Genomic DNA, 17,545 nt, shown 5'->3' with positions numbered 1-17,545 from the left:
CCCGCGACGACCTGCTGGACAAGTAACGGTAGTCGTCGAGCGGCCGCTCGTGCAGCGAAACGTGGACTGGGGTCGGTGGCCTTAGTAGGGCCGGCCCCGGCGACCCCTTCGGGCCTGATCCTCGATCTCCGATTGTGCCGCGCCGGCGAGCAACCCGGCCCTGGAGAGCTCCACTTCGGGGTTACGCTGCGGGCAGAGACCGCTACCTCAAGGACAGCGAATGACGACGGACGAACCCCGCGTGACGATCTCGGTCGTCGTGCCGGACGAGGCTCACGAGACCCTCGTCGCGTATCGCGACCGCGTCGCGGACCTCGACACCGAGACTCTCGGCCTGGTCGACGAGCTCGTCGAGAAAGGCCAGGCGAGGATCACCGGCCGGGCCGCTGGTGCCGGCGCTGGGGAGCCGGACCGGGGAGATGGCGACATCTGACCGCCCGAGCGCGTGGCTGGGGATGCCGCTGCGCTAGGCGATCGACCAACGACGATGGCAGAGCTCTCACACTTCGCGGTGGTCTACTTCGTCGGCGACCCGACAGGCGAGCACCCAGATCCAGAGCTGGCCGGCCGCCCACCCTCGCTCGAGCTCATCGCGTGCGGCTCCGAGGACCACTGTTGGGACGCTCTGGCGGCCTGGACCGTGTCTCACCCGCTGCGTGAGGGTGAAACCGCTGAAGTTCTGACTCGAGAGGCACGTAGGCGATGAAGCTGTACGACTCATTCCTGAGGACTAGGTGATCGCCGGCAGGCCAACGGTCAACGCAACGGCAGCACCATCAGCCACGGCTCTTGGAAGCCCTCGTGGACTCGTCCGAACTCGAGCCCGTGTTTTCGGTTCAGCGCCACTCTCGCGTCCCGACCAAGGTCGTCCTCATCAGGCCATGCAACGACCGCGATAGACCCCTGGCGCCGAGCATCGTCGATGAACCAGTCGAGAAGCGCGTCCGCTATCCCGCGGCGGCGGTGGGATGGCTTCACGTAGAGGGAGGAGATGTACGACCCGAGGTCCTCCTCCCCAAGGTGGTGGTAGTCCTCTAGGTGCTGCCACCCCGTGTAGTCGTGGGTGCCCTCCAGAACGGCGACTGGTTCGTCGTCGATCCGAGCGATGAGATACAAGTGACGGTCACCGGACGTCGACAGATCCATCTCCGGCTTCCACTCCCCGAGGAGCGTCTGGGCAGCAGGGTCACCGGGTGGCACTTCCTCGACGACGATCATCATCCGCTCCTATCGCGCTGCTGCTCCAAATTCATTCGGCTGGATGATTTCACTAGGCGGTGAGCTCGACGGCCTGCGTCGAGGGAGGAGCCTCCATTGCGGCTGCCGCTTCGCCGATCTCCGTGATGGACATCCGCAGCGCCGCGAAGCGGAATGTCAGACCCAGGGCACCCTGGACTGCCCGCATCATCTCCTCCACCACCAGCCGGTCGCCGGCAGGGTCGGCGTCTTCGTGCTTGACCTTCTCAAGGGCTCGGCGAGCGGTCACCAACGAGGCCACGGCTGCTTCCCGGAAAGGGTCAACCTTCTCGGGGGAGGACTCAGGCCCGTAGACGAGACATAGCACCTCGGCCCGTTTGGCGGGTCGCAGAATCCCGTTCTTCTCGTAGACGAGGTCGCGGGTTCGGCCGGGATACTTGTTCTGCACCCAGTCCACGACATCGACCCCCTTGAGCTGAGCACGAAGCGACTGGTCGATCAACTCCACCAGGCTGCTGGCAGCCTGCGCGGGGCCGTCGGCGGAGTGGTCCAGGGCGTCACGTGCGCCACGGACCTTCCTGGTGAGCGCGTCGTTGACCACGCTCAACCGGCTCTGCAGGTCCTGGGAGATGAGAGGCCTGATCTCCTCGACCGCTTGGAGGATGGTTCCTGCATCGAGGGTTGCGTCACCCTCGGGGAAGAGCCGATCCAGAGCGTCGCGCTCCATCGCGTCGAGGAGGTGGGTGACGACCTTGTCGATCTGCAGCATGAGCTGGACGTACGACGGGGCGGGAGTCTCAGGTGTGCCGAACCCCATCGCAGCGATCTGGCCAGGCGTCAGGACAGCCAGCGAGTCCTGGAAAGCAACCACCATGGGTCGAACCGCGGTGAGCCCATGCCGCATCGCCGCGAGGACGGCGGCCGAGTCGTCCTTGACCGCATGGGCGAGGCGGTCGTACGCGGCCGCCCCGAGCAGCTTTCGGTAGAACTTCCGAGTTTCTGCGCGCGTGATGTGCTCCACGGCGGTGGTCATCTGGGCTTCGGTGAACTCGGGGAAGTTGTCGAGGTCGAGGCCGAGATTCCCTTCGAGTGCCGTCATGGTGGCACTGAGTCGCTCGATCAGCCCGGTGCCGTCCTCATCCATCACGGTCCGAGAGAGCACGGCGACGAACTCGATGAACCCGACCGCGGCGGAAGAAATGCGCATGATCGCCAGTCGGTCAGCGCCGATCGACCGCAGCTCGCCCGCCAGGCGCGAGCGACGCTGGGCAGGGATGATGAACACGTTCTGGTCCGCGGCTGCGGCCTTTGCTACTCGTGAGGCTTCTACCACCGTGTGATCCCCCCGGAACACAGGGCAGCCTGCGGTAAAGACCACAGGCCGCGCGTTGGAGCGAACTCCTCGATGGAGTTCGTCGGTCGAACATCAGAACGAGTATCCCATGAGTCACCGACAGGTTTGATAGGCAGGCCGTGCCGACAATGTATGACATGATAAGGGTCATTATCATGTCATGATTTGGATAGAATTCGAGCCGCGAGGAGAGGGGCGTCAGGGTGGCCGGCAAGCGACTGCAGCAGTCCCGCCGCCGGGGTGGGCACCTCCCGCCCGGCGCCAAGAGCGTCGCCGGCACGAGCCGGTGGGCAAACCCGTACCGGCCGCCGAGTGGCCAGCGGTCACCGGAGGCGAACGCGGCCGCGGTCGCGGCCTACCGCAAGTACCTGGCCGAGCACCCCGAGCTCGTCGAGCAGGCCCGTGAGGAGCTCGCCGGCCACGATCTCGCCTGCTACTGCGCGCCCGACCTGCCCTGCCATGTCGACGTGCTCTTGGAGATCCTCGCCTCGGATACGAAGGAGACGGCGTGAGTGACGACGTCGACGAGCCCAGCGACGACGGCGACGGCGTCTTCGAGGACAGCGATGGTGAGGCGGTCGTCTCGGCGGTCAGCGATGCGGCCGTGGTCATCGACCCGGTCGAGGAGCTGCGCTCGACGTTCCTCGAGCCGCTGTGGCAGCTACCCCGCGAGCAGCGCGCCGAGGCCCTCGGCCATCGGTTCCTGCTGGACTACTCCGGGCACACCCGCCGCGCGTACGGCCGGGACCTGGCCGACTGGTTCAGCTGGTGCGCCGGTCTTGGGATCGACCCGCTCGACGCGAACCGCGCTGCCGTCGCCGGCTACAGCCGACACCTGGAGACAACCGCGGCCCCGTCGACGATCGCGCGCCGACTCTCCACCCTGGCCGGCTACTACAAGTACGCCGTCGCCGAGGGCATACTCGGCAGCTCCCCGGTCGAGCACGTGAAGCGCCCCAGCGCACCGGCCGACTCCCCGACCCTGGGCTTGGACCGCGTCGAGGCCAAGGCCCTCCTGACTCAGGCCGCCGAGCACTCCACGCGTGCTCGAGCGCTGGTCGCCCTCCTGCTGCACGACGGCCTGCGGATCTCCGAGGCGCTCAACGCCGACGTCGAGGATCTCGGCGTGATCCGTGGGCACCGCACGCTCACGATCATCCGCAAGGGCGGAGCTCGTCGCGACGTCGTGCTCGCCCCGACGACCGCGGCTCTCATCGATGCGTACGTGGGTGCCCGGGAGACGGGCCCGGTGTTCATCACGAAGAACGGGACCCGTCTCGACCAGCCCGGCGCCTTCCGGTTGATCCGGCGCATCGCGAAAGCGGCCGGGATCGAGCATGCCGAGCGGATCTCCCCGCACAGCCTGCGGCATACCTTCGTGACCCTCTCGCGCGAGGCCGGCGTCCCGCTCGAGGATGTCCAGGACGCGGCCGGCCATGCCGACCCGCGCACCACCCGCCGCTACGACCGAGGTCGACACAATCTCGATAGGCACCCGGCCTACACCCTGGTCGCGTACCTTGCAGACTGACAGGGCACGCGTGCGGCCGTCGGCTCGCCTCTTGGCTCAGCGTTTGAGCTGTCGCTCGATCGCGTCCTGGATCGCGGGCAGCGCCTGTACCTCGAAACCGGCGCCACGGAGGGTAATGCGGTGGACGCGATGGAGGTTGAACTCGGCGCGGCCATCCACGTGCCGATCGATCTCCTCCACGTCAAGCAAGCCGAACCACTCAAGCGTCTTGCGCGCGGCCGCGAACGGTGCGCGGTGAATGCCGTAGTGCAGCAACCGCACCTCCCCGGAGAAGACCTGGCCGTCTCGGTCCCACCAACCCCCTGCCCCGCATGCGGCCATGAGCAGCACCGCAATCTCGGAGTCTTCGAGTACATGCAACCAGCCGTTGAGGATGAACCCAGGCGGAACAGCGAACACGAAGGAGGATCCCAACTCGGGGATGGTGTATTCCTCGCGTTCGCCGCGGGCGTCGGCTCCGGCCTCGTGGAGCGGGACGAAGTTCTCGAACCGGTTTTTAGCTCCGGGTCCAGCGGAGGCGTCAACCAGCCCGTCCTTCTCCAAGCGCTTCAGTGCCGACCTGACGGTACGAGCCCGCTTGTCGCGGGAGTTGTAGAAGTGCCCGCCTACGTTGCTGTCCGTGGGCAGCGCGGCCACGAGGTCAGCCCAGCCGGCGTGCTGGCTGTCCCCGGCGATCGGGATCTCCAGATCGCTAAGGCGCGCTCGGACACCGGGCTTGCGGCGCAGCTGCAGCAGCGCGAGGGTCGTCAGTTCCAGGCGCAGCGCCGAGCCGAGGCTGTTGGAGATCCGTGTCGCCGGAGGCCGGAGCGGGCGCGGTGGCGCCTTCCGGTCTGAAAAGTCGCCGTCGATGGGCTCTTCCAGGTAGGAGAACGGCTGTCGCAGCCGAAGACCCTCGGTCCGAAGCTTGCCAGCGGATCGCTCGTGCGCCAGCAGCTTGGCCTCGATGCGCTCCAGGTGCTCCGGCAGACCCGGGACCTGGAGGCGCGCAAGGCGACGCTGAAGCTGCTCACGCTCTTTGTCGGTGGGCTTCCGCGTGAAGTCCACGATCCGGGTGCTGGCCAAGATTTCCCCCTAGGTTATGGCAACTCAGTTGCGACGTCTTAACTGGCCAGACGCTCCCTGCATCCTGATCATCTGTTGAGGTTGCCGACTGGCCAGTTAGGGCGTTCCTTCAGTCTACTGGATCGCTGGGTGGAGGTATGTCTCTACTGGTCTCACACGGCGCCGTCCGGGCGCTGGAGCACCTCGAAGGAGGACAACGTGGACACACAGCACGACCCCCCGGAGCGGCCGCCGACGCGGCGGACTGGATGCCTGACCTGGCTTCGCATCGCGCTTCAGGTCATCCAGACCGCCGCCATCCTGTTCCGCACGTGGCACGACCTGTGAGGTCGTAACGGAGGCTGGAGGTCCCAGCTGGTTGCAGCCGGCTGGGACCCGAAGCCGCACGTGCGGGCCACATCATCGAGAGTAGTACGCCCACTCTGGGCCTGTCGTGCGAACGTCTCTTACCCGAAAAGGTTCTGGAGCCCCTTCGGCAGGAGCGAAGGGTCAGCGCCGATCGGGAGCACGGTGAATACCTTGCTGATGTCGGTCATGTTGACCGAGGCCGGCGTCAGAGTCGGCAGCGTCCGGCCGGGCGGATGGATGCGCTCCAGGCCGACTTGAGCTGCGGCTTCGTCCAGGCGTTCGTTGTGATCGGGGCCGGAGGGAAAGCTGAGGCCGACGACCAGGAGCACGAGCTTGCCGAGCCCGATCGACTCGGAGGCGTTGATGGGTCCCTCCCTGATCGTGAACCCGTTGGGTTCACCGGCTGCATCGAGAGTGATTCGCGAGTCGCTCTGCAGCGCGAGGACGTAAGGGACGGTGCGCGGATCAGCTGGCTCGACGTAGGAGGCGACCTTCGCGGCATACACCCGGAAGCCCTTGGGTGGGCCGGCGCGGTCGGTGTCGAAGCGCCGGAGGAGCAGTTCTCGGCTGGCTTCGGGACCCAGGACGCCGGAGCCGCGCTCGAGGGCGAAGAGCAGCGTGACCCAGATCGCCCAGTCACTGAGATGGTCCAAGGTCTTGCGGGTCACGAGCTCGCCGGTCTCGATGAGCTTCATCATGTCGGACCGCACATGAAGCTTGCTGGTCGCCTCGTTGTGTCTGTTGCAGAGCGTCGTCCGGAACCGAGCGAGATCCGGCCGGTCGGGGTCGATCCCGAACCGCTTCCACAGGGTCCGCGGGATGATGTGTTCGACCGTCGGCTCGGCGCTGGTGCCGCAGAGCAAGCAGGGGCCTGATCCGGGCACTGGGGTCGCCTTGTGGTTGGGCGCGGGGCTCATCGACATGCTCTGCTGGCCGGCCTAGCAGGGCCAGGTGCTGAGGCCGAGCAGCTGCCAGCCTTCCGGGACCCTGGCATCCACCGCCTCGCGGGCGTCCTCATAGCTCGCGCGAGTAACAGTGATCTCCTCGCGCCGGCCATCGTCGACGCCGTCGACGGGACGAGGACGCGCGGAGGCGTAAAGCGTCACCAGGTCAGGTTCGGAAGCCACGAGCAGATCGTACGTCTGTTCGGTCTCAACCCGGTGATCAGAACGGCTCAGCAATATGGTGCAGAGCATGGATGCTCCCGGGAACGGCGCCCTGCGCGCCCATGCGCGACAGTACGTGCGTACCGCTGCGCGCCTCCGCCTCACGGAGGAGGTCCTCTCGGGTCGGCCCGCATACCGCGCGCCGTTCGCGTGGCTCACCCATCGCGCTGCTCAACGTCGGATGGTCGCCGCCAGTGAGGTGGTCACCGGTGAGCACTGGGATGCGCTGATGTCCTGGATCATCTCCGGTGTGGTGCAGGACTTCTTCGAGAAGGAGGGAGTCGAGGGGAACCCGTTCGGGCGGATCGCACTCGCCCGTCTCGACGAGCTGAGCTCGCTGTTCACGGGTGATCCGCCATCCGTTTTGCGTGAGCTGATCGGCTACGGGGAGGTCGCCGAGATGGCAGAGCTCGCCAAGCGGCTGACCCCCGATCAGGTTCGCAAGGTCATCGTGGCCGAGGTCGAACGCCGGGCAGTGGTCGCTGTGGACCCGGTGATCCTCCACGAGTACGTCGTGGACCTTCAAGGACGCCGTGGACTGATCGTTCAGCACCAGGCCAGCGGCCTACGAGCACACTTCGGCTACAGCAACAACCCGGGCTTCGTGTTCTCCAAGCCCTCCTCCATCGGCTCGATCGACCCCGATCGTCCAGACGAACCCGAGGTGCCCGGCGGCAGCCAGGGATGGTCGGCATACACGGGACTCGGAATCGGCGGCCGCTTGTACCGGTATGGGGCGGAGATGCTCCCGGAGTATCGGTGGCGCTCGACAGCCGGCCCTGACGCCGCACGTGCGTTGAGACGCCGGCTGCACCGGGAGGCTCCGTGGCGCTGGCACTCTGCAGAGTGCAGCTGCCACCCGGTCTGGACGGAGCTCACCGAGCTCACGGCGGCGTCCACTCCGCACGAACTGACTGCGGGGCCTTCGATCGGGGGATGAAGCGTCCCCGTTGGTCCCTGTGGAGCGGCCGCCGTCGTCAGCTCATCGAACGGTCAGAAGTTGCTCCCATCTAGTCGTCCGCGAGGCCGAGAGGCGCTCGCGCCGCATGTCCCAGCGCTGCGAGCCGCGAAGACCTGTGGGCCCCCAACCAATGACTTCCCGTCCGTGACGGTCGGCGATCGCGTCAACAGCGGCCGCAAGCCGCTGGCGGGTCGGGTCCTCAGGATCGACCAGAAGCGACGGTTGGGCACCCGCCCGGCCGAGCCCGGTGAGCAGGATGCCGGCCCGGTTGTAAGGGTGCCCCTCGCGCATCTTTGGCAAGACCGCCCGGCTGGCCGAAATCACCCTCATCGGGTCGTTCGTCGGTGGATCAAGCGCGACCGATGTCGAGTGGTGAGCGACATCGTCGCGGAACCGGCTGGAGGAGATCCACACCTGCATCAGCGCAGCTTCTAGGCCGTGGGCCCGCAGGCGGCGGGCGGCCGTCGCGGCGTACTGAGCGAGGACGGACCTCATCTCGTCTCGGCTGCTGACAGGCTGACCGAGCATCCTGGAGTACATCAGCTGCTGACGGTCCTTCGGTGTGAACCCGACCGGAGTGCATGCCACCCCGGCGAGCTCGCGGGCGGTCCGCTCGAGCACGACGGACCACCGTCGGCGGAGGACGCCGGCGTCGGCGTACGCGAGGTCGGCTGCGGTGTGAATGCCGAGACCTGCGAGCCCCTGGGTCAGCCGAGACCCGATGCCCCATACCTCCGAGACCGGTGTTGCGGCGAGCAGCTCGCCGACCTGGTCGTGGGGCCAGGTCGTGAGATCGACCATCGGGGCAGAAATGCTCTTGGCGTGGCGCTGGGCGACCTTCGCCAACGTCTTGGTGGGGCCGACTCCTGCCGATGTCGGCAGTCCTGTCCAGCGACCAACACGATCCTGGATCGCGGCCGCTGTCTCGGCCTGGTCGCCGGTCGAGCTCCTGCGCGGCAAGCCGACGAAGGCCTCGTCAACGGAGTAGACCTCGGTCGAGGATGCGAGCGTCGCCACCGTCTCGTGGAACCGGCTCGAGAAGGCGCCGTACTCCTCGTAGTTGCTGCTACGAGCGACAACTGCGGCGAGATGAGGACGCTCGCGGATCTCGAACCAGGGCTGGCCCATCGCAATCCCGAGGGCCTTGGCCTCGTCGCTCCGGGCGACGGCGCAGCCGTCGTTGTTGGACAGAACGATGGTCGGTGCGCCCCGAAGAGTGGGGTCGAGGACACGCTCGACGCTGACGTACATACTCCGCACGTCGATGAGCCCCACTGGGGGCGAGGAGTTGTTGCGACCCCAACTCGTCCTCACCCCGCCTCGCGGGCGACCGCTGGCGTGCCGCCGGGCCCGAGAGGGAGGTGATGGATCAAGATCGTGGCGACACCCCACGGTTCATCTTCAGCGCGCAGTATCAGCTCCTCCTGGTCGGTGATCAGGACAGCGCGGCCGCCGAGGGTCTCCAGCCGGCCGAGGCGGTGCTCGCCATCGATGAGCACAACCAGGACCCGGCCAGGACGGGGAGGGAGGGAACGGTCAACGAGGATCTCGTCACCCGCGCGGATGCCCATGCTGGCTAGAGCCTCCGAGGTCACCCGCAGCACAAACGTCGACGCAGGTCGACGTACCAGCTGTCGATCGAGCGAGATTGGCCCCGCGTAGTAATCCTGCGCAGGGTTGGGAAAAGACGCAGTCGTCTCGACAGCGATGCTCGCCCGACTCGAACGTTTGTTCGACATGTTGTCAGGGTAACCGACGCGCAGTTCGGCATATAGATCGGCGGGCCAAGGGCATCGATGCCCCGGCCCGCCGCCGCTGCCACCAGGTGTCGCCAGTGGCTAGTTCTCTTGCTCTTCCATTTCTCGCTGTCCCGCGATCGTGCCGAGCCGCGCTGCGGTCGGCTGCATGGCGGAAAGCGTCTCAGCGATCGTCGCGGCGGCCGCCCGCGACTCGGCCGCCAGGCTCTGCAGCTCGGTGACCTGACCCTGGTCGGCGCCGCTCTGTACGAGCCATTCCATGAGTCGACCTTCGCCGAGTTCTTCAAGCTCGGCGCGCCGCAGTCGGTCCATCTCATGTTGGACGGCGAGCACCTGGTCGCGGTACTGCTCCAAGGCCTTGACCCGGTCGTTGGTCGAGTCGATCAGTGCTCTATGCATGCTCGCCGGCGCATGGTTTCCGCCGGTGGTGCCCGAGGTCACCACTCGAACCCGTTGGGCGATGGTCCGGACTTCTTCGACCAGGTCGACGCGTACGCGGTGAGTGTCGAACATCTCCAGCGCCCATACCTCGCTCCCGACCACGTCGGTGGCAGCCTCCCGCGCCCTCTTGAGCAGTTGGCGCCGATCCCAGCCGAGGGTTTGCTGACTCACGTTCCGCGACACGATCGCCAAAGCCCGCCGGCGACTGGTCACCGCGGGAATCGGCACCCGGAGCTTGAAGAAGTCTTCGAGTTCTCGGCGGCCGTCACTCATTCTGGCGTAGGCGTAGGCGGACGCTCCTCCGATGAACATCAGCACGAGCACGGCGGCGAGCCAGACGTTGGCGATCGTCCTCATCACTTCGGAGCCCGTGAGGTGTGCAGCCGTGAAGAACACGAACAATCCTGCGACTGCGACGATCCAGGCCTTGGTTGTGAGGCCACCGACCGGTGTGGACTCCTCTCGGAGGTGGCGCCCATCGGCGAGCGCGTTGGCCAGCGCGTTGATGTCTGGCATCGCCAGACCCGCCTCGGCGAGCTCGTCGTGACACTGAGCCATGTTCAGGACCGACACCTCGTTGCCGCACGCGGCTTGCGCCAGCTGCTCCACGACGTCGTCGGTCGGCTCCGCGGCCTCGCTTGGTGCGAGGAGGCTCGTCCCGCTCACCTCGACGAGATCTCCCTCGTCCTCGCGCGTGCTGATGTCCCGCGTCATGGCTGTCCTTCTCCCCCTCGCCCGGGTCGGGGCGTCTAGTCGATTCCTCGGCGTCAGAAAATCGTCCCGTGTCGAACGTCTGTTCACAACCCCGACTTTTACTCAGCCGAGTGGAGGCTGGCCCAACCGGCTTTCCCGAACGCTCCCGGCCGGTCAGCGGTAGCGAACCTGCCGCCTCATGCTGAAGATGTGATGATCGGGGGTCTCGAGCATCGCGTGGACCCCGATCGCCCTGTAAAGGTCGATCGGCTCGTCGACTGGCGAGATCGTGAACCCAAGGCGGCGGTAGAACACTGCCCGGTCTGGCTCGCAGCTCCCGAGCACGATCATGCCGATGTTGCATCGCCGGATCACCTGCAGAGCGGTCTGGACCAGGTCGGCCCCGATTCCCTGGCCCCGCAGATCCTCGCGGACCGCGACCGCCGTGATCTTCGAGATCCCCATCTGAGTCTGGAGGAGGATCATGTGCGCTTCCCGCGATGAGAAGTCGTCGATGATGGTGTTGAGGAAGTTGTACGGCGGGCATACCGAGATCGAGCCGATCACCGTGTCGTTCTCGTCGACCGCGACGAGCGAGAAGCCGACCAGGATCTGGTCGTCGGCCGTCTCGGGGTCGAGGCTGACCCACGCGTCTTTGAACGCCGTCTGGAATCCCTCCTTGCCGTCGCGGAGCCCCGCGAGGATCGTTGGGCACGCGATGGGGACCGGCTTGGTGGTGTCGTTGGTCCCCTCATCCTCAGTGGCCTGGATGATGTAGTGGCGAAGCGCCGCGTCGTCGTCAGGCCGAGCAAGCCGGATCCGGGCCCCGGCACGCGAAGGGATCCCGTCGGCGAGCCCTGGCCACAGCTCGCCGGCTCGCTTCAGCTGGACCGTCTCGCGTCGGGCCGCCATCGACGCCTGGCGGCGTGCTCTGCTCCGGGCTCCCTTCCCCATCAGTACGCTCCCCTGTTCAGGTCCGGGGCCGACACGACCGAAACGGCGCCGGTGCTCACCTCGGCGACGTAGGTCGGCGCGGTCGTACGCTCCCCGAAGTCGACCACCGGTGCCACGATCAGCTCGCCGCGGCGCTGAGATGGCACCTCTACCACCTCACACCCGCCGTACATCGAGGCTTGGAACGTCCCAGGGGCAGCGACGATCGCGTACGTCACCTGCTCGTTCTCAAGGTCGGCGCGATCGAGCATCAAGTCGACCAGTTCCATCGCAGTCATGCCCGGCTTGCCGGAAGCATCGCGTCGTGCACCGGCACGCTGGACGAGGTCGCTCTCGTAAGTCAGGACTGCGTCGACGATCCGTCCGAGGCGATCTCGTTCGGGCGTTTCCCGGTCGTCGCCGCGAGTGAACTTCGCGTGGTCGTAGATCGTTCGAGTGAGCTGGGTGAGCAGCTGAGCCCGCTCCAGTTGGTCACTCGTTCCCAACGCAGCTCGTACCGCGCCGATAGCCCGCTCGTGCTCTGGCTTCATCAGGTGTCCTCTCCTCTGTGCGCGGGTTGGATGGCTACTTGGACCGGCTGCGGCCGCGTCGCGGTGCTTGGCCACCGCGGTCAGGCCTGGCGGCGAGTCCCTTGTGGCCGTTGGCCGCTTGCTCGATCGCGTCTTTGGTCGACATCGCGAAACCGTGACCGGACCCGACCCGTGCCTCCCGGGCCTGTGGGGAGACGTTCGTCAGGTCCGAGGAGTCGGCCCGGTTGTAGGGCTGGGTCGGCTCGCTCGTCGAGTGGCTGTGCTCGCCGAGACGCTCCTCCACGTGCGGCGGCCGGCCGTCCCGGCCCTCAGTAGGGTCCGCGGACACCACCTCGTTGGTCTTGGTACTGCTGGCCTGGGCGGTGGCGGCCTGGTCGACCAGCTCTCGCCGGCGACGCTCGGCCTCCTCGGCGAGAAGACGGGCTTCGATCGGGTCATCCAGCGTCGCGGTCACCCGAGCGACCAGGTCGTTGAGCCCGCTTCGGGCGTCGCGGTCTCGCGATGCCAGAGCCTCGCCGTTCGTCATCAGATAGCGATCGACGACCACCTCGGCCGCAGAAGGGGCGTCGTCGAGGGTGGACATCGTCGACCGCATCAGACCGGGGTAGTGCTGCCAGGCTTCGGCCGGGTCGCCCTCAGGGACGACCACGTGCCGCGCCTGAGCACCCTGCTGGGCCAGGGCGAAGTAGTCCTGCTCGGTCGCCATCTGTCCGGCGGCATCGTTGTCGTTGGCCAACCAGACCCGCCCGTCCACGGCCCGGTTCGCGATCTGCGAGGCCTGTGTCGCCGACATCGCGGTGCCCATCGGGGCAACACCCGCCGCTTCGCCATCGCCGGCCAAGCTGGTGGCGATCGCATCGAAGGCGCCCTCGGTGCGCACGATCCGGGCACCTTCCGGCGCCTCGGCGAGCCCGAAGACATGCTCAGACTTCGTGAAGGCCGCGGTCGTCGGCGAGTTGGTGTACTTGGGGGCGCGCTGGTCGCCGGACAGGTCGCGGCCGACGAACCCGACGACATCGCCGTCGCGGTCGCGGACGCCGATCATGGCCCGATCTCTGAAGTAGTCGATCACGTTCCCCTTCGAGGACCGTCGGCCAAGGCCTGCGGCGAGGATCTCCTCATCGGAGGCACCGTGACCCTTCAGATGGTTGGTCAGGTTGGTCCACCCCGGCGGCGCGTACCCCAGCGCCCACGGGCCGTCGACCACGCCCTCTCCAAGGCGGTCGACGAAGTACCGCTGCCCCGTGGTGCCCGGCCGCATGTTTCCGGAGAAATAGTCCTGCGCAACCCTGTTCAGCTCGAGGACACGCTCCCTGGTCAGGGGCGCCGTCGCGTACGCCTCGCCCGGGACCGTCACCTGAGGGGCGGGTGAGGTCGAGCGGCCTTGCTCCTGTGTCGGGCCGGGGATCACCCTGGTGGGAGTGATCGGCTGGGCCGCCTCCTGAGCACGCCGGGCCTTGTCTGCTGCCTTCCTCGCGTTCTCGGCGTTGTTGGCCGCCCGCTCGGTGAGGGCACCGATGACGTACTCATCAGGGTTGATCCCGTGCTTCTTCCGGATCTGCTCGCTCAGCTGCGTCGCTGCGGCCTGTGCGGCCAGATCGCCTGACGCTGCCCGCGAGCGGGCATCGCGCCATGCCTGGGAGATCTCCTGCTGCGAGGCGGCCGAGAACTCGCGCTCGTCGACCAGCCGAACCCATGCTGGCACCTGCTCCGGATCCGCGGCGGGCGGGGCGGCCGCGACCTGCGTACGCAGCTGGCCCATCCCCGCAGCCGTCATCGCGACCTGGTGCTCCTCGAGATCGCGAAGGCCACGTTCCTCGGAACCCTCATCCCAGAGCCGCTCCAAGGCGGCATCGCGCGACTCATGGTCGAGCTCGCCCGTCGTTGTACGCCACTGCTCAGGGTCGAAGTCGTCCGCGCGGCCCGTGTAGGCAGCCCATGCCTCCCACCGGGACCTGTCCGGGAGCGCCCCTGTCTGAGCGTAGGTCTGCCAGTCCGCGAGGACCCGCTCCTCGGCTGGTGAGGAGGGGAGGTCGCCGGCCGGGGACAGCTGGTCCCGCGGGGTGAGATCGGTGTGAGCGCGGTAGTAGAAGGGCGCGTGCTCCTGCGCGAGACCGAGTGCCTCCTGCATCGTCAGAACCGTTGGCACCTGCGTCTGCTCAGGCAGCGCTGCGAGGTCGGTCTGCTGCACCAGCACCGAGGGGTGCTCGCCGAAGGCCTGCTTGATCCGGTCGGCCAGCTGCTCTTCGGCCGCCTTCGCCAGCGGGTCCATGGTCGACCAGCCCGCGGCGACGGCCCAGACTCGCGAGGCCTGACGGCCATCCGTCTTCTCGACGGCGCCGGGCTGCAGCCACGGCACATACTGCTGCCGGGCTGCGTCACGGTGCGCCAGCCATTCCTGCCGCGCCTCCGCGGCGGCCGCGCGGGACTCGTCGGCGCTGCGTCGCGCCGTACGCTCCATGATCTGCGCGAGACCAGTGACTGCAGCGCGCAGCGCCCGGTCCATCTCGTGACCGACCTCGAACTCATCAGACATTGACCTCACCCGTCTCCTCGTTGACCATCCCGTTCATCTCGTAGGCGCTGATGTCGTACTCAGCGTCATCACGCTCACCCGGCTCAGCAGCCGCGGCGTCGCTGCGTCCGTGGACCAGTGCGTCCTTGTTGACCTCAAAGAGGCCCTCGGGCGGATTCGCGACTGCCCACGGCCGGCGCGGGTCGTGCACGTGGTCGCCCTCGCGGGCGTTGCAGTTGTGAAAGACCCCGTGCGGGGCGGTCAGCGCCCGCATGTGCACGTCGAGGTGATCTCGGATCCAGGTCGACAGCGACGGCGGCGGCTGCAACCGCATCACCTCGAAGGCCTCCCAGGTCGCCTCGAGCCTGGTGATCGCCTCGGTGTGCTCCCACCACTTGGTGCACCACGAGCCGGCGTAGTTCTCGCCGAGCTTGTGGATCCAGTTCGGTACGACGTACTCCTCCACGAACACCGGCAGCGACGCGAACCGCTGCTGCGGCTGCTCCTCCGGCTCCGGCGAGGGTGCAGGAGTCTTCTCGGCCTGGTCCAGAGCCGCGGAGGCCTGCTCGAGCGCTGCCGCGGTGTCCTCAAGCCGGACCTTGGCCCGGCCCAGCCGTTGCACCGCGCGGGAGTAGGCACGCTTGGCGCGGCTCAGCTCTTCGCGCGCGGCTGCCTTTTCCCACTCCCGAAGCCCTGAGTCGGCCTCGAAGTCGGTCACCTTGAACTCAGCGACCGCAACCGCACCCTCGGCGTCCGCGAGGTCGTCCTCGGCCGTCTCATGCGCCGTTTCGGCCGTCTCCGCGGCCGCCTCAGCGAGACGCAATGCCTCCTGCGCCGTCGCGATCAGGTCCGGATCCGGCTCGAACGGTGAGCCCTTCGGTGCGGCAGCCGCCGGAGTCAGCTCCTCGGTCTCATCGTCGAAGTAGTCGTCGTTGCGCTCCATGACACTCCCCTCCCCTATCCGGCCTTCTCGGCGGTGCGCTTGCTGAGCTCGACGACGTTCGAGGCGTCGTCGACGTCGTCGACCCGGTCCACGTCGCCGTTGCGCTGGAACGCGGCCTGGCTGGCCTTGATGCGTTCGGCGTCCTCGCGCTCGGCGAGGTCGACCAGCTGCAGCAGAATCGGGCGATGCCCAGCGGCGAACAGCACCGCGCGGCCGGTCGGCAGAGCGCGCAGATCGGCCTCAGTCAGGATCTTCTCGTCGCGGTTATGGTGCGAGGTCGACCGGTGACCTCGGCCCACGGTCACAGACCCATCGCGCACCTGGCGATCGCCGATCAGCGCAGTCAGGTCATGCAGGTGGTCAGCGTCGTTGAGGCCTCGCCCGACCACCGCAATGTTCGCGGCCGACCACATCATTGCGAAGCCCTCCTTGCCCCACGCCCGCTCCGCTTGGCGCTTGGACTGAAGGATGACCTCGAGAATGATTCCCTTGCTGCCGGCGTGCGAATAAAGGCCGGGAAGCTCGGGCCAACGGCACACGTTCGCGGCCTCGTCCAGCACGAACATGATCGGGGTCGGCACGCGGCCGCCGGACCGCTCGGCCAGCTCCTCGCTGGCGGCATAGGTGGCCGCCGTGAGCGCGCCGGTGATCGCGCGCGCCGACCCGGCACCCTCCTTGGAGAGCATGTACAGGGTTTGCCCGGTGCGTACGAAGTCAGTCGGCTTGAACTCCGGCCGGTCATCGTTCGAGCCGGTGCGGGTGATCCACGGCAGATAGGCGGGATTCCGGAGAAACCCCACCGCCGAGCGGGCCGTGCCATAGATGCCGGAGCGCTCGTCGGAGGCAGCATCGATCTTGGCTTCGACGTTCTGCGCCGAGGCACGCAGACCGTGGCGCCGCAGGATCTCCAGCGGGTCGGGGATGCCGGACTTGCCGTCAGGAAACTGCAGCCACTCCAGCACGCGCGTGACCGGCTCCTCCCCCACCGCGGCCGCCATCAGGAGATCTGCGAGGAGCTCGCGGCCCATCGGCTCGAAGTAGGCGTCGGTGGAGGAGGCGATGTCGCCACCGGTACGCGAGGCCAGCCAGATGCTGGCCAGCTCCTCGGCACGGGCGAGCGAGGTGACGAAGGTCAGCGGGTTCCACCACCACGTGGCGCCCTCGCCGTAGATGTCTTGGGGGTCCTGGATCCAGCACCGGCCGAGCTCAGACCGCGGCCCACGGGTGAGGTAGACGATGTCGGGCTTGTTCGACGTCGTCACCGCCGCACCTCGATGCTCGGTCAGGTGCGGCACGGCCACCGAGCGGGTCTTACCCGCCCGGGTGCCCATGACCCAGATCTGCGACCACTCATAGGTTGAGGCCACCCACTGGCTGGTCAGGACCGCCTGGCCCAGGCGTACGCCCCAGCCTGCCGCCTGAGCTCCCAGCCGCTCGGTGTCCTCGGCCACCTTGTCCAACGCCAGCCCGGCGATGTCGGCTCGGGTCGACATCGACGAGGCCAGCGGGTCGGTCCACTGACGGCCCGCGAGCGCCTTGCGCACCGTGCGGCCAATCGCGAACAACCCAGCCAGGAGGAGGGAGGAGAGGAGAACCAACCACATCGTGGCCAGACCCGACCACCGTCCACCGGTGCCACGGTCGAGAAGCCACAGGACCGGGCCACCCTGGCCACGACCGGCGAGAGCAGCAGAGGTCCACACGATCGCGAATCCCACGAGGAGCAGCACCACGACAGCGGCGGTGACGAAGAAGGCCCAGGCCTCCCCGTTGCCGACGCTGGCCCGCTTGTTCGGGCGCTCGTTGAAGATCGTCATCACATTCCCCTGACTCAGTACGCCGCGCTGTCGAGGTCGTCGTCGACGTCGTCGCCGGCGCGCTGCATCGCCTCGATCTGGTCGGCCCAGGCCCGGTTGGTGTCGTGGACTCCGGTCTCGACGTCGAGGAGGTCGAGCTTGAACGGCACACCGGCCTTCTTGCCGACCTTGAACAGGAACTTTCCGCGACCGCGCGGGGGTGCCTTCTCTCCCGTGACCGGGTTGACCTGGCCACCTTCGGCCCAGCTGGTCAGCAGGTCCTTCTCGGTGCGGGAG

The 17,545-nt window shown here is 67.5% G+C and carries 18 protein-coding genes and 1 pseudogene; 5 read left to right on the top strand and 14 right to left on the bottom strand.

What is annotated here, in order from left to right; genetic code table 11:
• Positions 1-220: 220 nt before the first annotated feature.
• Positions 221-433, top strand: a complete 213-nt coding sequence (locus BLT25_RS28545) for a hypothetical protein (protein ID WP_091053083.1) — start codon at positions 221-223, stop codon at positions 431-433.
• A 323-nt stretch (positions 434-756) separates the two neighbouring features.
• On the opposite strand, the gene BLT25_RS28540 is transcribed toward BLT25_RS28545, so the two are convergent.
• Both BLT25_RS28540 and BLT25_RS28535 read right to left on the bottom strand, forming a co-directional pair.
• Positions 757-1,218, bottom strand: coding sequence for a GNAT family N-acetyltransferase (locus BLT25_RS28540; RefSeq protein WP_176884390.1), 462 nt, complete (start codon positions 1,216-1,218; stop codon positions 757-759).
• A gap of 52 nt (positions 1,219-1,270) precedes the next feature.
• Positions 1,271-2,482 (bottom strand): hypothetical protein, encoded by a 1,212-nt coding sequence (locus BLT25_RS28535; RefSeq protein WP_091053080.1) that lies wholly within the window; start codon positions 2,480-2,482, stop codon positions 1,271-1,273.
• A 272-nt stretch (positions 2,483-2,754) separates the two neighbouring features.
• Between BLT25_RS28535 and BLT25_RS28530 the strand changes: the two genes are divergently transcribed.
• Entirely contained in the window at positions 2,755-3,063 is a 309-nt protein-coding gene (locus tag BLT25_RS28530; RefSeq protein ID WP_091053078.1) for a DUF4326 domain-containing protein, read from the top strand.
• Positions 3,060-4,082: a tyrosine-type recombinase/integrase gene (locus BLT25_RS28525; protein ID WP_218131518.1), complete on the top strand. Its 1,023-nt coding sequence runs from the start codon at positions 3,060-3,062 to the stop codon at positions 4,080-4,082. The genes BLT25_RS28530 and BLT25_RS28525 overlap by 4 nt, the downstream gene beginning before the upstream one ends.
• A gap of 36 nt (positions 4,083-4,118) precedes the next feature.
• Here the strand turns inward: BLT25_RS28525 and BLT25_RS28520 are convergent, their stop codons facing one another.
• Positions 4,119-5,144 (bottom strand): hypothetical protein, encoded by a 1,026-nt coding sequence (locus BLT25_RS28520; RefSeq protein WP_091053077.1) that lies wholly within the window; start codon positions 5,142-5,144, stop codon positions 4,119-4,121.
• A 198-nt stretch (positions 5,145-5,342) separates the two neighbouring features.
• Between BLT25_RS28520 and BLT25_RS30565 the strand changes: the two genes are divergently transcribed.
• Positions 5,343-5,471: a hypothetical protein gene (locus BLT25_RS30565; protein WP_256328858.1), complete on the top strand. Its 129-nt coding sequence runs from the start codon at positions 5,343-5,345 to the stop codon at positions 5,469-5,471.
• Between the two features lie 119 nt (positions 5,472-5,590).
• Here the strand turns inward: BLT25_RS30565 and BLT25_RS28510 are convergent, their stop codons facing one another.
• Both BLT25_RS28510 and BLT25_RS28505 read right to left on the bottom strand, forming a co-directional pair.
• The gene (locus BLT25_RS28510) at positions 5,591-6,376 is read right to left on the bottom strand and encodes a hypothetical protein (protein ID WP_256328857.1); all 786 of its coding nucleotides are present in this window, start codon (positions 6,374-6,376) and stop codon (positions 5,591-5,593) included.
• A 54-nt stretch (positions 6,377-6,430) separates the two neighbouring features.
• Positions 6,431-6,619 (bottom strand): hypothetical protein, encoded by a 189-nt coding sequence (locus BLT25_RS28505; RefSeq protein WP_143033899.1) that lies wholly within the window; start codon positions 6,617-6,619, stop codon positions 6,431-6,433.
• A 67-nt stretch (positions 6,620-6,686) separates the two neighbouring features.
• Here BLT25_RS28505 and BLT25_RS28500 point away from each other — a divergent pair, with 67 nt between their 5' ends.
• Positions 6,687-7,598: a hypothetical protein gene (locus tag BLT25_RS28500; RefSeq protein WP_091053072.1), complete on the top strand. Its 912-nt coding sequence runs from the start codon at positions 6,687-6,689 to the stop codon at positions 7,596-7,598.
• 42 nt (positions 7,599-7,640) lie between these two features.
• Here BLT25_RS28500 and BLT25_RS28495 read toward each other — a convergent pair whose 3' ends face one another.
• The 9 genes and pseudogenes from BLT25_RS28495 to BLT25_RS30105 form a co-directional block, all read right to left on the bottom strand.
• Positions 7,641-8,879 carry a Y-family DNA polymerase gene (locus BLT25_RS28495; RefSeq protein WP_256328856.1) on the bottom strand — a complete coding sequence of 413 codons (1,239 nt, stop codon included), beginning with the start codon at positions 8,877-8,879 and terminating at the stop codon, positions 7,641-7,643.
• A 50-nt stretch (positions 8,880-8,929) separates the two neighbouring features.
• A complete protein-coding gene (locus BLT25_RS30765) occupies positions 8,930-9,358 on the bottom strand; it encodes a LexA family protein (protein ID WP_371113360.1) in 429 nt (142 codons plus the stop codon).
• 99 nt (positions 9,359-9,457) lie between these two features.
• Positions 9,458-10,531, bottom strand: coding sequence for a hypothetical protein (locus tag BLT25_RS28485; RefSeq protein WP_091053067.1), 1,074 nt, complete (start codon positions 10,529-10,531; stop codon positions 9,458-9,460).
• A 153-nt stretch (positions 10,532-10,684) separates the two neighbouring features.
• A complete protein-coding gene (locus BLT25_RS28480) occupies positions 10,685-11,464 on the bottom strand; it encodes a GNAT family N-acetyltransferase (RefSeq protein ID WP_091053065.1) in 780 nt (259 codons plus the stop codon).
• Positions 11,464-11,994: a hypothetical protein gene (locus BLT25_RS28475; RefSeq protein WP_091053064.1), complete on the bottom strand. Its 531-nt coding sequence runs from the start codon at positions 11,992-11,994 to the stop codon at positions 11,464-11,466. Before BLT25_RS28475 ends, BLT25_RS28480 begins: the two co-directional genes overlap by 1 nt.
• A 34-nt stretch (positions 11,995-12,028) precedes the next feature.
• Positions 12,029-14,530, bottom strand: coding sequence for a toprim domain-containing protein (locus BLT25_RS28470; protein WP_091053062.1), 2,502 nt, complete (start codon positions 14,528-14,530; stop codon positions 12,029-12,031).
• Positions 14,523-15,452: a DUF4913 domain-containing protein gene (locus tag BLT25_RS28465; RefSeq protein WP_091053060.1), complete on the bottom strand. Its 930-nt coding sequence runs from the start codon at positions 15,450-15,452 to the stop codon at positions 14,523-14,525. The genes BLT25_RS28470 and BLT25_RS28465 overlap by 8 nt, the downstream gene beginning before the upstream one ends.
• A gap of 14 nt (positions 15,453-15,466) precedes the next feature.
• Positions 15,467-17,269 (bottom strand): type IV secretory system conjugative DNA transfer family protein, encoded by a 1,803-nt coding sequence (locus tag BLT25_RS28460; RefSeq protein WP_091053058.1) that lies wholly within the window; start codon positions 17,267-17,269, stop codon positions 15,467-15,469.
• A gap of 14 nt (positions 17,270-17,283) precedes the next feature.
• A pseudogene (locus tag BLT25_RS30105) lies at positions 17,284-17,545 on the bottom strand (hypothetical protein); the annotation flags it as partial.

Source organism: Nocardioides sp. YR527, from assembly GCF_900101045.1.
Taxonomy (GTDB): Bacteria; Actinomycetota; Actinomycetes; order Propionibacteriales; family Nocardioidaceae; genus Nocardioides.
Note: the sequence above shows the minus strand (reverse complement) of the source record. Positions and strands in the feature narration are given on the sequence as shown.

Coding starts and splice junctions, on each gene's coding strand:
- BLT25_RS30765 (WP_371113360.1), bottom strand. CDS start 9,358: ATGTCGAACAAACGTTCGAGTCGGGCGAGCATCGCTGTCGAGACGACT.
- BLT25_RS28500 (WP_091053072.1), top strand. CDS start 6,687: ATGGATGCTCCCGGGAACGGCGCCCTGCGCGCCCATGCGCGACAGTAC.
- BLT25_RS28545 (WP_091053083.1), top strand. CDS start 221: ATGACGACGGACGAACCCCGCGTGACGATCTCGGTCGTCGTGCCGGAC.
- BLT25_RS28460 (WP_091053058.1), bottom strand. CDS start 17,269: ATGACGATCTTCAACGAGCGCCCGAACAAGCGGGCCAGCGTCGGCAAC.
- BLT25_RS28475 (WP_091053064.1), bottom strand. CDS start 11,994: ATGAAGCCAGAGCACGAGCGGGCTATCGGCGCGGTACGAGCTGCGTTG.
- BLT25_RS28480 (WP_091053065.1), bottom strand. CDS start 11,464: ATGGGGAAGGGAGCCCGGAGCAGAGCACGCCGCCAGGCGTCGATGGCG.
- BLT25_RS28470 (WP_091053062.1), bottom strand. CDS start 14,530: ATGTCTGATGAGTTCGAGGTCGGTCACGAGATGGACCGGGCGCTGCGC.
- BLT25_RS28540 (WP_176884390.1), bottom strand. CDS start 1,218: ATGATCGTCGTCGAGGAAGTGCCACCCGGTGACCCTGCTGCCCAGACG.
- BLT25_RS28485 (WP_091053067.1), bottom strand. CDS start 10,531: ATGACGCGGGACATCAGCACGCGCGAGGACGAGGGAGATCTCGTCGAG.
- BLT25_RS28465 (WP_091053060.1), bottom strand. CDS start 15,452: ATGGAGCGCAACGACGACTACTTCGACGATGAGACCGAGGAGCTGACT.